This is a genomic window from Nonomuraea sp. NPDC049269, assembly GCF_043197155.1.
Taxonomy (GTDB): domain Bacteria; phylum Actinomycetota; class Actinomycetes; order Streptosporangiales; family Streptosporangiaceae; genus Nonomuraea.
This window is the reverse complement of record NZ_JBICSO010000002.1, coordinates 1,229,805-1,243,557: the sequence shown is the minus strand read 5'-3', so window position 1 is coordinate 1,243,557 and position 13,753 is coordinate 1,229,805. Positions and strand designations below refer to the sequence as shown.

The following is a 13,753-nucleotide window of genomic DNA, read 5'->3' as shown; positions in this document are numbered from 1 at the left end:
CGGCTATGCCCAGGGCTGGTCGACGGACCAGCTCACGTCGGCGGCCCACGAGGTCGCGCTGTCGAAGGAGTTCGAGCCGCCGTTGCTGGCGATGTAGACGATGTTGTTGTAGTGGCGGATGAACCGGGTCGGGAAGTTGTAGGAGGCGAGCGAGGTGCCCTGGCCGCTCTTGCCGGTCTGCGGGCAGAAGGTGGCGTCGGCGGCGAACAGCGTGCTGCCGTCGTTGTGCTGCCGGTACAACTGGTAGTTCTGGTGCCGCAGGTAGTCGCCGGGGTAGTTCCTCGACTCGAACGACACACACGAACTGCTGGCCAGGCCGCTGCGCACGATCCACGAGGCGTCGCTCTTGTCGACAGACGAGCTGGACGAGGTGATCACCGACGTGACCGCCTGGTCGTTCTGGTGACGGATGTAGCGGGTCGTGCAGCAGGACGTCGTCGCGCGTAGCGAGATCGACGAGCCGGGGGTGAGCGTACCGGGCGTGCCGCCGCCGCTCGACGTCGTGTATCCGGCGGCGACGATGTCGGCCTGCACCGCGTTCTCGGTGGCATCCGTCGGATAGCCGGACGTCATCACGCCTTCGTAGAAGGTGCCGGCGGAACCGTTGCTGTTGTCGCCGCCGATCCCGAGGATGATCGCCCCCTCCTTCTTCATCGGGTTGTAGCCCGAGACGTTGGGGCGCGGTCCGTTGTAGTAGGTCGACAGGCTGCCCGACTGCGCGTTGCCGGCCCGGATCGCCCAGTGGTTCGGCTCACCCTTGATGATGGCGGTCAGGTACCGGTGGCTCACGGTCGGGTCATTGGCGTTGTAGCCCGCGTTCACTCCGGAGAACAGGCCGTTCTCGAGGTCGGCCATGACCCAGGGGCCGTTGCCCGTGCCGTAGCCCCAGACCTTGATGTTCCCGAAGTAGATGGCCTCCATGGTGCCGTTGCCGTTGTCCCGGCTGTTGGTCTCGGCGTTGCCGTAGTCGAAGCAGCAGCCGCCGTTGTAGTGCGTGCCGTCGAAGACCGCGTACATTCCCTCGGGCTGGTCGCCCTTCGCGATGCCGTTGGTGCTGTTGTTGCGGTATCCGGTGCCAGGAGCCACGTAGACGCCGTACGCCTTGTGCCCGTTGATCATGGTCGGCGCCGCGGTCGCGACCGCGAGGTTGTCATATCCGCCCGCGGCCGGGCCGGAGAATCCACCGGGGGGCGCCTGGGTGAGGCGGTTACCGCGACCCGACTGGTCGTAAATGATGGTGATGAGGCAGGTCGTACCGGAACAGAAAGAATCCTGCGTGGCGGCGTTGGCATATCCGCCCGCGCTCAGGAGGCCGATGTCCCGGGTGGTGTTGTCCGAGGAGCGGCGCACCTGGTAAAGCGGGCCGTTGTAGGCGGCGTACAGCGCGCGGGTCGTACTGTGCGCCGCCACGCAGGGGGTACCGCCGGCGGCGTAGATGTCACACGCGAGCGACGTCGCGGCCTGCGAGGGCGTGGAGACGCCGACCAGCAGGCCGGCGACGAGCGCGACGGCCGCACCCGCGGATAACAGTGCCTTTTTGAGCATGACTGACCACTGCCTTTCAGGGGGCGCCGCGATGCCGGGAGATGCCCCGCCGACCTGCGACATCACGGCAGGAACGGAAAGGAAGGTGCTTTGTTAGCGCTAACATTTTTGCGTTCTGTACGACCTCCGAAGATGCGCTTGGAGTGACTGGCTCACTATGAAACGGAAGCGCATGTGCGTCAAGGTTTCAGTGGGGTCATGAAAATGCCGCGGCCGGAAGGTTCGCGTCCATGCTCATGCGATCCAGGAGCTAGTGGCCACGGCCACGGGCATTTTCGTGACCATGTTCGGAAGAACGGCTATCCCGCTCCGTGCAACGAACGCTGAGAGATTTCATGCGCCGAGCCGGGGATCACGAGATGCGGGTCGATTTCTCGGCCGTCCTGAGGAACTTCGTGCCGTTCCACTTGTACGTCTGGCTGACGATCAGATCGGGGCAGCAATTGGCGGCCCGGTCGCTGACCACTTTGCCCCGCAGGTGTACCTGACCCTTCCGGATGGTCACGGTCTGGGACTTGAAGTAGCGGTTCTTGCCCAACGCGCCGAGCAGGCGAGGGGCCGAGCGCTTGGCGCCACCGTCGTAGACGAAGGAGATCACGGGGTTGCCCGACGTGGGGCTCGGGCATGACGACACGACCACGGTCTCGGGCTTGCCGTCACCCGTCAGGTCGCCCACGGCGGCGACGCGGGCCCGCACGACGTACCAGGTGTCCTCCGGCCGATGCTTGAGGCAGTGCAGCGCCCGCTCCACCACGGGCCCCCAGTCGAACCCGTTCGCGACGGCGGCCGTGCTGTCCGCGGTGGCGGTGCCCATGACGAGGAACGGCGCCAGTGAGGTCGCGATGGCGGCGGCCCCCGCCCAGGCACGGAGTCGGCGGCTGGTCTTGTACTCGGCGGGTGAGTTCATGACCAGTCTGATGCGAGGAATGTCAGAGAAGTTCGAAAGTCAGGCTTTTCCGTTGGCGGCGCACCAGTCGGCCCACGTGGTGGCACCCTTGCCCAGCTGCTTGTTGTAGAAGGAGGTCCAGGAGTTCTCGCTCGGACCGGGCGCGGTGGGAGCCGCTTTGAACAGCGGGTAGGAGGCCTCGACCTCCGCACGCAGCCACGGCTCGATGTCCAGGTAGGACGGCAGCGACCAGCTGCGGGCGTGGTAGGTGAGCTGCCCGCGGACGTCGGTCTCCGGCAGGCACATGAACGGCGCCCACGGGCTCGTCCTGGACCAGCTGATCTTGGTCTTCATCGCGCCGTTGGGGACGCCGCCCGCGGTGGTGCGGGCCTCGACCTCGCGGGAGTCGACGTAGAAGTCGAACATCTCCTGAGCCGCGTAAACGCCCTTCACCAGGCCGAACGACTCGCCCAACGCGAGCTTGAGGTCCGTGCGAACCGGGATGTCGCTGGTCCACTCCGTCTCGTCGTACATCTGCCGCAGAGGCGGGCCGACGTAGGAGGAGGTGACGTTGAACGGACCGAAGTTCACCGCGTCGTTGTTGATGGGAACGACAGGGTACGTCTGGAGGTCGATCGGGTTCTTCCATTCCCGCAGGATCTTCGTGGGGTCGGCGGGGTCGGTGTAGAACACGATCTCGCGGGAGAGCTGGTAGAGCTGCGTGGTGCCGGGCACCCGATAGAGCCGCCGGATGTTGTAGCCCTCGACGTTGAACAGTTTCTGGCCATGGCGCAGCTGCGGGTCATAAGCGTTGCCCTCGATGTTGGCGTAAACGGCTCCCGAAATCCGGAAGACCATGTCCCGCCCGTCCGGCCGCCCATTGGTCTGCAAGGACAGCAGCCCGCTCTTGTCCGTCACCGTCTTGTAGACCGGCCCCGGATCTGTCGGATCATCCGACTGCTCGCCCGCCGACGCGCCCGGAACGGCGACGCACACCAACAGCGCGGTGAGGGCTGCGGACAAGGTCAAACCACGACGCTTGAACAAGAGTGCTCCTGCGATACAGAGGGGTAACAGGGACTACGCTGATCATTTCAGTTGCCGAGACCCGGCCTCAACCAGGCCTGGCGCAGGTACGGGAGGCCGGGTGTCGAACAGCGTGCTGACCCACGAATTCCACGTGGGCGCCGCCCCGGAGAAGGTGTTCGAGCACCTCACGACTCCGGAGAGCTATATCGGCCTGTCCCCCCTCGTGGTCGCCGTCAGCGATGTGAACCGCTCGGAGCCGGGCGTGATCCGGTACACGGCCGTCGAGCGCTTCCGATTCCTCTCGATCTTCACCTACGACAACCCGATCGAAGTGGCCCTCCACACCGACGACCTGTCCCTCTACGGCGAGGTGCGGAGCCCGGCCCGCATTCGCCTGGCCTACCGCTTCGACCTTGAGCCGGACGGCACCGGCACCCGGGTCAGCGACCGGCTCGACCTGACGGCCCCGTGGCTCCTCGTCGGCTTCGCCGCGGGCCAGGCGCGCAACGTCCAACTCGCCCGCGCTCGGATCCTGGCAGAACGGCTGTCATGACCGTCCTCATGGGTGGTGGCCGCCGTCACCGGGGAGCGATCGCGCGAGGGCGTCGAGGATCACGTTGAGGCCGTACTCGAACTCGTCGCCGAAGTCGTAACCGGGCCGGAGGACGTGCTCGGTCGCCATCTCCACGAGGTGCGGATAAGCGCCGTCGGCGAACTGCTCCATGATGGACTCGGTCACCTCGGCCGCTGAGTCCGGGCCTTTGAAGGGCAACGAGGCCTCCTGCAGCGCGAAGCCGTACGTGTAGCTGTCGAGCAGGGTCTGCGCGTGCGCGGTCAGTGGCACCGAGAAGCCGGCCGAGCGCAGCGTGGCGATGGTCGCGTCGAGGTGCCGCAGCGTCGAGGGGCCGGGGGTGGCCCGCGACTCGAGCAGGCCGATGGCCCAAGGGTGGCCTCTGAGCACGCGCCGGGTCGAATCGGCCCGCCGCCGCATCTCCGCGCGCCAGTCACCGTCGGGAGACGGCAGCTCGATCTCACTGGCGACGAGGTCGACGATGCTGTCGAGGATCTCGTCCTTGTTGGCGACGTGGTAGTAGACCGACATCGGCTTGACGCCGAGCGCCTGGGTGAGCGAGCGGATCGTCAGCGAGCCGATCCCGCCCGCGTCGGCCACGTCGATGGCTGCCCGCAGCACCCGCTCCCGGGTGAGCGGCACACGTGGCGCGGCTCTCTCGCTCTTCGTCGGCGCTCTGGTCGATACCGCCTCGGACAGCGCCGACGTGCTGTCCGGGGTTCTCGCCGCCAAGACGGCGCTGTCGGCGGGAGCCCTGCTGATGCTGGCCAACTCCGTCTTCGACATCGTCAACGGCTTATTGATCTTCAACCTGCTGCGGACGCGCCGCCCGTTCGCCGCCACCGCCTACCTGACGATCAGGATCATCGAGGTGGTGGTGCTGGCCGTCGGGATCCTCTTCCTGCTCCTGCTGATACCGCTCGCACAGGAGTACGCGGCCGGCGGCCACGCCTCGGTCTTCCCGGCGCTGGCGCGGGTCGCCGAGCAGGGGAATTACTACGCCTTCCACTTCGGGATGCTCGCGGTCTGCGCCGCGATGGTGGTGTTCTGCCGCGCGATGCTGCGTGAGCGGCTGGTGCCCGCGTTCCTGGCGGTGTGGGGGCTGGGCGGGTACGCGCTCTTCATGGCCGGCACGATCGCCGAACTCCTCGGCTACAAGATCGCACTGACGACGTCGATCCCCGGCGGCCTTTTCGAAGTCGCCCTGGGGATTCTGCTCATCGTGAAGGGATTTCCCGCAATGCCGGAGGCCGACCACGCGAAAGCGGCACAGCCCGCACCGACGGACGCCGCCTGAAGAAACGCGAGCGGCCCCTCACCGCTTTTCTCCGGCGAAGGGCCGCTCTGGCCTGGGTAAGTCCGGTTCAGATCGTCTCTACCCAGGTATTGGTCCAGGTGTTCCGCCCGACCATGCCGTCGACCACGAGAGCGTGCTCTTTCTGGAATTGGCGGCAGATTTCTTCGCTCTGCTGCCCGTAGCTCCCGTCGACCGTGATGGGCCAGCCGCGCTTGCTAATCTCTTCCTGCCACTGCCGCACATCCTGGCCGTTCATGATCGGCGGCTGCTTGAGGACGCGACCGGGGAACGGCGGAGCCACCGCGCTCGGGGCCGTCCACGTCTTGTTCCACGTCGTCTCGTCGACGATGCCGGTGACCTGAAGGTCCTTCTCGGCCTGGAAGTTCTTGCAGAGGCGCTCGCTCTCTGTTCCATAGATCCCGTCTACTTTGATGTGCCAGCCGCGGTCCTGCATCCGCTGCTGCCACTTCTTTACGGCTTCGCCCTGCTGCGGTTTCTTGATGATGCCGGGAAATGGCGGTGCCTGCAAAGTCGGCGTAACGGTCACGAGTCGTCCTCCGTCGTGTCGTCGGGCAAGGGCGGCGTTCGTCCAGCTTTCTGGGGCAGGGTCATGACCCATAATTCGCCGCCCTGATCCACGTTAACGGCAGGTGGATACCCAGCACCCTCGGCGGTACTCGGGGGATGCCGACGATTTAACTTGTTCTGGAAAGTGTTGATACGCCCTGTTGACGCTGCGGAAGGGCTCGGAACGCGGGTCCGGTGGAGGGTCTGAAACACCCTTGAACCCGGGCCGGAGTCCCCTCATGGCGCAGCACCCGCAGCGGCACCGGCTCGGCGGAGCACGCGGGGAGGCATCCGCTCGCGGCGCCGGTGTTGGCGGCGAGGTTGTCCAGCGGAGACGCGCCGGCATGTGGGATCGCCGAGGTCGCCTCAGCCGGTGCAGTAGTTACAGAAGAAGCCTTGCGCCGGAATTCCGGTGAAAAGTTCGCTTTGCCCACCCCTCACACACACGATCAATCAATCGCTGTAACGATTCACACAATCGCGCGATACCAGGCAAAGAGCCCGCTATGCCCATATCCGCTGGTAGCTGACATAGGAAGCATGGCCGATGGACGGGAGACAATCTTTTGGCACACGTTTCGACTCGTGGACAAAACGCAATTTCACCATCGTCGTCATAGTCTTCGTCGCCCTTCTGGCGTCGTCCATAATTACGATCATTTCTTCGGTATCCAGCGCCGGCGACTGGTACACGCGCACATTTAATTGGCGAGAAAATGAGTACCGCAAGCTGACCGGCCTGCAAGCAGGTTTCAGTATGGAGAAATTCAAGTCGACCCTCGGAGACCCGCTCTACCGCGCCAAGGTCAGCAATACGGGGCGCAAACTGATCGAGAGCGTTTTCCCTGGGCGCGGATACTGGGTTGACGTTCTCTCGGATGACTCAGACGTGGTGCTCGCATATTCTGTGACGTCCTGCAATCGCCAATTCCAGCCAACGTTCAGGCCTAATATGAATCCATCAAGCCCCATAACACTCAACAAGACCACGTTCGCTGATATCCCGGTGAACAGCGACGCCGATACGACAGTCTTCCTCTCCGGCGCGACAGCGAACAGCTATATCTACCAGTCCATCTATCAAGGAAATCCGTCGAACTACAAAACGCATGCTTGGGGATTGAATGATGCATGCCAATGGTTTTCGACCAAGGACAGCAAAGGCTTAGGGGGAAGATGGCTCACCTGGAACGCCTCCGAAGAAGGGGGGAAGTTTACCAAGAACAAGAGCATCGGCCCGGAGATGAGGAAACTTCTCGCAATCTCCGCAGTCAACACGTACATGGAAACAGCGCCGAACGCCGTCGATATCTCTACCGACGAGCATGGCATCAAGGAGCTTTACCCTCAACAGTTGGGGGTGGATCGGATCATTGTCCGAAGTTACCCTGGCCAAGATCTCGTTCCGTGGACAACGTGCGACGTCGCATCCGATTGCTGATGAGTCCGTCAGGTGGGCGCGGGTGCGGGTTCCCAGGATGAGTAGGACGTTCGGCGCGAGGAGTGTTCCTCGCGGCCACCCCAAGGGACAGCAGGGCACGAACGCAAGATGGCTTGGCAGCCATGACTCAGCTTGTCGGCTGGGGAGCGGCCGGGCCGATGAGATCGGCCTGACCTGCCGACTGGAGGCGTTCGAAGGCGAGGCGGACGGCCACCGAGCCCTCACCGATGGCGGCTGCGACCCGCTTGACGGAGCCACTGCGCACGTCGCCGACCGCGAATATGCCAGGCCTGCTCGTCTCCAGAAACAGTGGTGTCTGGCCCTCGTGCTCCAGTCGGGCGGCGGGGATGTCGCTGCCGGTCAGGAGGAAGCCATGCCTGTCCTCGGCCAACTGGCTGGCCAGCCAGCCGGTTCCCGGCTGCGCGCCGATGAAGATGAACAGCCCGGCTACAGCAAGCTCGTCCGCTTCCTGCCGACCCTCGCGGCGGAGCCTTACCGCCTCGAGTTGGTTTGTCCCGATCAGGGCTGTGACGTGGGTGGAAGGCCGGACGACGATGCGCGGGTTGCGCTCGATCCTGTCCACCAGATACCGCGACATCGAGACGTCGAGCGCATCCTGGCGGATGATCACATGCACCTCGGCGCATGAGTGGCTGAGGAAAAGAGCGGCCTGCCCCGCGGAGTTCCCGCCACCGACTATCGCGACCGGCCCGGTTCCGCAGGCCTGGGCCTCCGCCTGGGTCGCCGCGTAGTAAACCCCGACGCCCTCGAACTCCGCCAGGCGGTCCAGGGAAAGCCTGTTGTACCGTGCGCCTGTTGCGATGATCACCGACTTGGCCTGGACGGCTTCGCCGTCATCGAAGGCGACCTGGTGAACGCCGTCCTGGAACGACAGTGAGGCGGCTTTCGCGGCCAGCTTGATGCGTACGCCGAACTTCTGCGCCTGCAGCGTCCCCCGGGCCGCGAGCTCTTCCCCGGACAAGCCCGCGGGAAAACCGAGGTAGTTCTCGATACGTGACGAGGTCCCCGCCTGGCCGCCGAGCGCGGTGTCTTCCGCCAGGGTGGTCGCCATGCCCTCGGACGCGCCGGCGACCGAGGCGGCCAGCCCGGCTGGGCCCGCCCCGACGACGAGCAGGTCACACACACCCGGCGGATACGCCCCGGCGTGTCCCGAGATGGCCAGCGCGTCCAGGAGCACGCGGCTGCCGGGATTCCTCAGCACCGGCCCGCCGGGCACGATGATGATCGGAAGATCGGCGATCGGAACATCCAGCCCCTGCAGAATCTGCTCGGCCTCGGGCGACGCCTCCAGATCCAGCCAGTTCCAGACCAGGCGGTTGCGCGCCAGAACCTCCAACAGCCGCCGCGTGTCACGATCGAAGCGCGATCCGATCAGGGTCAGGCCTGTGCTGCGGCTCATCAGGATGGAGTGACGGAGCAGGAAGGTCCGCAGGAAGAGATCGCTGAGGCCCGGCTCCTGCGCCATGATCCGGCGCAGTTGCGCCACCGGCACCGCGAGGACCCGCCCCGCGGAGGTGGCGACGGCGCTGAGGAAGGCGCGCTGCCCGGTGAGCATGCCGATCTCACCGAGGAACTCCGACGGACCGTAACCGGTGACGACGGCCGCCCCTGGCCTGCCGTACCCGTCCACGATGTCGGCCGTGCCCGCGAGCAGCACGATCAGATCGTAGGTCTCGTCGCCATCGGCGAACAGCACGTCACCGGCGGCCACGTCCCGTTCGCTGCCATAACCGCGCAGCACTCCGAGTTGGGCCGCGTCGAGGACGGGAGAACGCCCCACGAGCGAGACCAGGCGCGCCCCCACAGAAGCTTCAGCTGGGTCCGTGTCCATCAGAACCTCCTAGCGGACAGGTCAGGTGACGTGTTCATGCTGGTGTGTTTCGCGAAGATGGATCCTGGCGGCCGGCCGGCACCACGATTCCCGTCGGCGCCTCGACGGCCACGTTGATCCCGGTCGGGACCAGCGACACCGTGCACTGCAGCGTCGTCCATATGCCCGGCCTGAATCCAGTCATCGCCGGCGTTGTCGTCTACAACCTGAACCTGGCGAACCCCTACACGCTCTGGGTCGCGGCCCATGACCTGCTCAGGCCGCTGTGAGGTCGCCGACACACCCAGCTCCCTGATGCCCAGGCTCATCGAGAACCAACCAGCAGAACCCGAGCGACCAGCTCCTCTATGCCCACCTTCACGATCTCCGACGCACCCACGACATGGTGTACTGCTCGCACCGCAAGCTGCGCGTTCCGGTCCTGGCGTGGGTGGCGCTGGCTGGCGGCGGCGTGGCCACGTTGATCGCGAAGAGTGGCGATCCATTCAGGCCGCGGGCACAGCGGTCGGCCTCACCTAGGGTGATGCCATGTCCAAGGTATTGATCACGGGAATGTCGGGGACCGGCAAATCGACTGCTCTTCGGATCTTGGGCTCACGGGGGCACCGGATAGTAGATACGGACTACGGCCAGTGGAGCCACGAGATCATGCTGTCTGATGGGTCGTCGGACTGGGTATGGCGCGAAGAGGCCATGACCGACCTGCTCACCGGGCACGAGCAGGACAGCTTGTTCGTGGCCGGCTGCAAGAGCAATCAGGGGAAGTTCTACCAGCAGTTCGACCACGTCGTGTTGCTGAGCGCGCCCGCTGAGGTGCTGTTGGCCCGGGTCATGGCGCGGACCAACAATCCGTATGGCAAGCGGCCAGAAGAACGAGAAGCCATCCTGGAGAACCTTCGCGTTGTCGAGCCGCTGCTACGGGCCACCGCGACCATGGAGATCGACACGTCCGCTCCGATAGAGCAGGTCGTCCGGCAGCTTGAGGGGCTCGCCTCGCTGTAATCCACTCGATGAGGGCCGTGGTGCCACCCAGGGGCTCGATTGGCCGCAGCCCGAGCGAGCCTGCGGCGAACCACGAATCCATCCGGCTCCATACGCAAGGCCATCGATTCGTTTCGCTCTACATACAGCGCCAGTCCCAGTCCCAGTCATGGGAGTCGTACACCTCGACAATGACTCGGCGTCCGCCGGCAGGTCCCTCGTCTTCGAAGAACAGGGAGATCATCGCCTTTTCCGAGGCGCCCGTGATCGATGCGTTGCCATAGTGGCGATGGATCTCCTGAGGCGTCAGCGCAGTTTGCAGCGTGATCCTGACGCGATAGTCGCAGTAAGCTCCGCTCCCCTTGGCCAGGTTCTTCCCGAAGGTCACGTCACGATCCATCGGGAAGACGTCTCCGGTACGTGGCGGAAGAGGATAGGCGAGGACGCGCTCGTACAGGGCTTCGAGGCGGGCGTTGTCCCGCCATACAGGCGTCATGACCAAGACGAACACCGCGGCAATCGGCGCGAACACCGCCGTCAGGGGGATCCACAGACCTCGTCTCATGAGATCGCACCGTAAGGCCCCACGGCAGGATACGCGCCTACGACGACTCTCCGCAGAGCGAGCGTTGATCCCCAAGAGGCCTTGGGTGTCGTTCCGCAGTTCGTCGATCACCAGTCGTCGGTGATGAGGTGCTCGGGCGGAGCCGTAATCTTGACGGGTTTTCCCCATCCTCGGTAGATGATGTTCATCGTCATGGTCTCGGCGTCACCGCCCTTCGGCCGGGTGAACTTCATGATGGCGTGGAAACGTCGCGGCAGGTTGTCCGGGCCCACCCAGAGTTTCCAGGTGATCGGCCCGCCATACGCGAACTCCTCCTCCCGGGTCTCGAAGTACATCCCAGCCTGCCTCTCATCCAGCTTGGGAACCGTCACCGTGCCGCTGTGGAGGGTCGTCTTCACTCCCTCGAAAGTTCCGCCGTCGGCGCTGGTCGCACCGTGAGAGGCGACCAGCTTGAGGAAGCCCGGGTTGATCCCGTTGATCAGGTCCTCTCCCCAGATGACCCCGGCCAGGTTCTGCGCATTGGTCCATTTCCCCACTGTCGACGGCGACTTCCAGACGTACTTGCCGTCCTTGGAACGCACGTAGCCCTGTGAGTAGAACTCCCGGCCGATGCTGATTTCCCGGGACCGGCCTGTCGCCGCCTTCTCGTGGGAGATCTCCGTGGTGTCGGCGGCGTACACGCCTGAAGCCCTGAAACGGTACGCACCGGACGCCTGGATGTCCTCCGCGGGCGGGGGCCCGCCGCGTCGCTTGACGGAGAAGCGCACGCTGCTCTTCTTCGCGAACTGCTTCTTGATCGCTTTGACGACGGAGTCGAGGGACTTCGATTCGGGAGTCGCGTGCACGGCGCCGCCGGGAATCGCGACGCTCACCAGACCGGCTACCGCCAGCGCGACCCATATGCGTTTCATGCGCGGATAATCACAGATGATGATCTCTATCTCATCACGGCAAGTCCCTTGCCCAGCACCGTCACTGGCGACCGCCTCAAGCGCATCGCCCGCGCGGGCGCCGCTGCTCGACGGTCGCGTTCTAACGGCGGGGCCCGGTCCGTCCGGACCGGGCCCCGCCGGCGGCGTACGACCGCTCAGCCGGAGAAGATCGCGCTGTGCACGTCCACCGGGTTGGCGGCGTCGCCGGTGGAGACGCCGTACGCGGCCGTGAAGGCGTTGTTGCCGATCGAGACGAGGCCGGTGTAGTCACCGAGCAGGCGTCCCACGCTCGTCAACGGGAGCTTCCGCGTGTCGAACGGCCCCTCGATGTGCTGCTCGCGCCACGCTCCCGGCTTCGTGCAGTTGCTCGAGCAGGTCACGGCCCACAGGTCGGTGGGCAGGGTGGCCGGGTCGGACGTGTTGTTGCGGAAGTCGTAGTACGTGACCGCCACGGTGCCCGTCTTGGACGCGGTGACGACCGGTACGGCGGCGGAACCGGTGGGCGTCTTGTCCAGACGGATCGGGGTGGACCACGTCTGCCCACCGTCCGCCGAGCGCGCGTAGGCCACGTGGAAGGTGCCGTCGGCCTCCTGGCTCTGCCAGGTGGCGTTGACCACCCGGGTGCCCGGTTGGGCGGCCAGCAGCGGCAGGGAGGCGTTGCGTACCGGGTCACCCGAGTTGTCCGGGTCCGGGATGCGGGGGCCCACCGCGAGCGGGGCCGGGACGTTCAGCGTCGGCGACCAGGTCTTGCCGCCGTCGGTCGAGCGGATGACCCGGGTGGAGCCGTCGGTGTTCGTCTCGTAGTGCGTGCCGATCAGCAGCGTCCCGTCCGGGAGCGGCACCAGTTGGGTGCCGATGGCGCCTTCGTTGGTGGGCACGTCGTACACCTTGCTGGTGGTCCAGGTGCGTCCGTCGTCGGTCGACTTGGCCAGGTAGATCGGCTGTACCCAGTTCGGCGTGGTGCTGGTCGACTGGTCGTCGATGCGGTCCCACACCGCGTAGACCACGCCCGGGTGGTACGGGTCCGCGGTCACCGTCGGGCGGTCGTTGAAGAACTGCGGGTTGTCGTCCCGCTGCAGAGTGGTCGGCGCGTCCCAGGTCCGGCCGCCGTCGCCGGAGCGGGCCACCAGGATGGCGGTCACGTCGCCGGCGCGGGACATCGACAACGACGCGGCCACCGCGGCACCCGATGGCGTGATCGTGATCCAGTTGTCCGTCGTGACGGCGTAGTCCCCGCCGTTGGCACTCGTGCCGCCGTTGCACTGGGAGAAGGCGGGCAGGTTCGTGGACCGCTGCCAGGTCAGGCCGTAGTCGTCCGACACGGCGGTGACCGCGCCGTTGCTGCCGTACCGGTTCCAGCGATCCTGCTGGTACACCGTGACGAGGTGTTGCGGACGGTTCGGGTCCCGCGCCAGTGTGGGCAGGACTTCGGTGTTGGGGTTCAGGGTGTAGCCGTCGGCCGGGGGAAGTCCGCAGCCTGCGGGCAGCGGGCTGGTACCCGAGACCGGCCGTACGACGGCGGGTCCGCCGGTCGCGGCATCGTCCGCGGCAGCGGGCTGCGCGACGGTGCAGGCCAGCAGGATGGCCGATGCGGGTAACAGAGCCCTGAAGCGTCGGATCACGAGCATTCCTCATCTTCGTTGTGTTGATGAAGACGTCACCGGCCCGCCGGGGAATGTGGCATCTCCCAGGCGTCCGGCGAACGACGCAGGGAAGATTACCGGCGCAAGATCAGTCTCGTCTGCCGAATGATCGCTACCGGATGATCGCAAAGCCCAGCCGCTCCCCGAAGACCTCGAACTCCAGATCACGACCACCTACCACGGCGAACGCGACGCTCTTCGCAACGCCGCCCGCACCCTCATCGACAAGGGCTGGACCACCCGCGACATCGGTAGCGTGCTCGGCCTGTCCCACCAGCGCATCTCCCAGATCGTCCCCCGCACCACCACATAACAGGCCGCCCTGGCACCGAAGGGCCGCGCAATCGGACGCGTGCGCAACTGGGTGATCCGTTAGAGTTTGCAAACGTTTGCTGGAGATCACGGAGTTGAGGAGACATCGTCCCCAACCATCTGGCCCCTGCA

Annotated in this window: 15 protein-coding genes; 5 read left to right on the top strand and 10 right to left on the bottom strand. The window is 65.5% G+C overall.

Annotated elements, in window-relative coordinates; genetic code table 11:
- Positions 1 to 3: 3 nt before the first annotated feature.
- From ACGFNP_RS15905 to ACGFNP_RS15895, 3 genes are all read right to left on the bottom strand, one after another.
- Positions 4 to 1,545, bottom strand: a complete 1,542-nt coding sequence (locus tag ACGFNP_RS15905) for an alpha-L-arabinofuranosidase B (RefSeq protein ID WP_393319046.1) — start codon at positions 1,543 to 1,545, stop codon at positions 4 to 6.
- Between the two features lie 352 nt (positions 1,546 to 1,897).
- Complete coding sequence (locus ACGFNP_RS15900) at positions 1,898 to 2,452, bottom strand: hypothetical protein (RefSeq protein ID WP_358340793.1); 555 nt, start codon at positions 2,450 to 2,452, stop codon at positions 1,898 to 1,900.
- 39 nt (positions 2,453 to 2,491) lie between these two features.
- Positions 2,492 to 3,478, bottom strand: coding sequence for a DUF1838 family protein (locus ACGFNP_RS15895; RefSeq protein WP_393319043.1), 987 nt, complete (start codon positions 3,476 to 3,478; stop codon positions 2,492 to 2,494).
- 100 nt (positions 3,479 to 3,578) lie between these two features.
- Here ACGFNP_RS15895 and ACGFNP_RS15890 point away from each other — a divergent pair, with 100 nt between their 5' ends.
- Complete coding sequence (locus ACGFNP_RS15890) at positions 3,579 to 4,013, top strand: SRPBCC family protein (protein WP_358340797.1); 435 nt, start codon at positions 3,579 to 3,581, stop codon at positions 4,011 to 4,013.
- Positions 4,014 to 4,019: 6 nt separating this feature from the next.
- On the opposite strand, the gene ACGFNP_RS15885 is transcribed toward ACGFNP_RS15890, so the two are convergent.
- Entirely contained in the window at positions 4,020 to 4,673 is a 654-nt protein-coding gene (locus ACGFNP_RS15885; protein ID WP_393319040.1) for a TetR/AcrR family transcriptional regulator, read from the bottom strand.
- On the opposite strand from ACGFNP_RS15885, the gene ACGFNP_RS15880 reads away from it, so the two are divergent.
- Positions 4,663 to 5,328, top strand: coding sequence for a DUF4386 domain-containing protein (locus tag ACGFNP_RS15880; RefSeq protein WP_358340800.1), 666 nt, complete (start codon positions 4,663 to 4,665; stop codon positions 5,326 to 5,328). The genes ACGFNP_RS15885 and ACGFNP_RS15880 overlap by 11 nt on opposite strands.
- A gap of 67 nt (positions 5,329 to 5,395) precedes the next feature.
- On the opposite strand, the gene ACGFNP_RS15875 is transcribed toward ACGFNP_RS15880, so the two are convergent.
- On the bottom strand, positions 5,396 to 5,875 hold the full coding sequence (locus ACGFNP_RS15875) for a peptidoglycan-binding protein (RefSeq protein ID WP_358340802.1): 480 nt from the start codon (positions 5,873 to 5,875) through the stop codon (positions 5,396 to 5,398).
- Between the two features lie 567 nt (positions 5,876 to 6,442).
- Here ACGFNP_RS15875 and ACGFNP_RS15870 point away from each other — a divergent pair.
- Positions 6,443 to 7,336: an ETEC_3214 domain-containing protein gene (locus ACGFNP_RS15870; protein WP_393319036.1), complete on the top strand. Its 894-nt coding sequence runs from the start codon at positions 6,443 to 6,445 to the stop codon at positions 7,334 to 7,336.
- Between the two features lie 127 nt (positions 7,337 to 7,463).
- On the opposite strand, the gene ACGFNP_RS15865 is transcribed toward ACGFNP_RS15870, so the two are convergent.
- Entirely contained in the window at positions 7,464 to 9,188 is a 1,725-nt protein-coding gene (locus ACGFNP_RS15865) for an FAD-dependent oxidoreductase (RefSeq protein WP_393319033.1), read from the bottom strand.
- A gap of 44 nt (positions 9,189 to 9,232) precedes the next feature.
- Between ACGFNP_RS15865 and ACGFNP_RS15860 the strand changes: the two genes are divergently transcribed.
- Positions 9,233 to 9,457, top strand: coding sequence for a hypothetical protein (locus ACGFNP_RS15860; protein ID WP_358340808.1), 225 nt, complete (start codon positions 9,233 to 9,235; stop codon positions 9,455 to 9,457).
- A gap of 259 nt (positions 9,458 to 9,716) precedes the next feature.
- Positions 9,717 to 10,190 (top strand): RNase adapter RapZ, encoded by a 474-nt coding sequence (locus ACGFNP_RS15855; RefSeq protein WP_393319030.1) that lies wholly within the window; start codon positions 9,717 to 9,719, stop codon positions 10,188 to 10,190.
- Positions 10,191 to 10,308: 118 nt separating this feature from the next.
- Here ACGFNP_RS15855 and ACGFNP_RS15850 read toward each other — a convergent pair whose 3' ends face one another.
- From ACGFNP_RS15850 to ACGFNP_RS15835, 4 genes are all read right to left on the bottom strand, one after another.
- Entirely contained in the window at positions 10,309 to 10,734 is a 426-nt protein-coding gene (locus ACGFNP_RS15850; protein ID WP_393319027.1) for a hypothetical protein, read from the bottom strand.
- Between the two features lie 107 nt (positions 10,735 to 10,841).
- Complete coding sequence (locus ACGFNP_RS15845; RefSeq protein WP_393319024.1) at positions 10,842 to 11,645, bottom strand: hypothetical protein; 804 nt, start codon at positions 11,643 to 11,645, stop codon at positions 10,842 to 10,844.
- A 176-nt stretch (positions 11,646 to 11,821) separates the two neighbouring features.
- Complete coding sequence (locus ACGFNP_RS15840) at positions 11,822 to 13,288, bottom strand: sialidase family protein (protein ID WP_393319021.1); 1,467 nt, start codon at positions 13,286 to 13,288, stop codon at positions 11,822 to 11,824.
- A gap of 133 nt (positions 13,289 to 13,421) precedes the next feature.
- On the bottom strand, positions 13,422 to 13,712 hold the full coding sequence (locus tag ACGFNP_RS15835; RefSeq protein ID WP_393319019.1) for a hypothetical protein: 291 nt from the start codon (positions 13,710 to 13,712) through the stop codon (positions 13,422 to 13,424).
- Between the last annotated feature and the right edge of the window lie 41 nt (positions 13,713 to 13,753).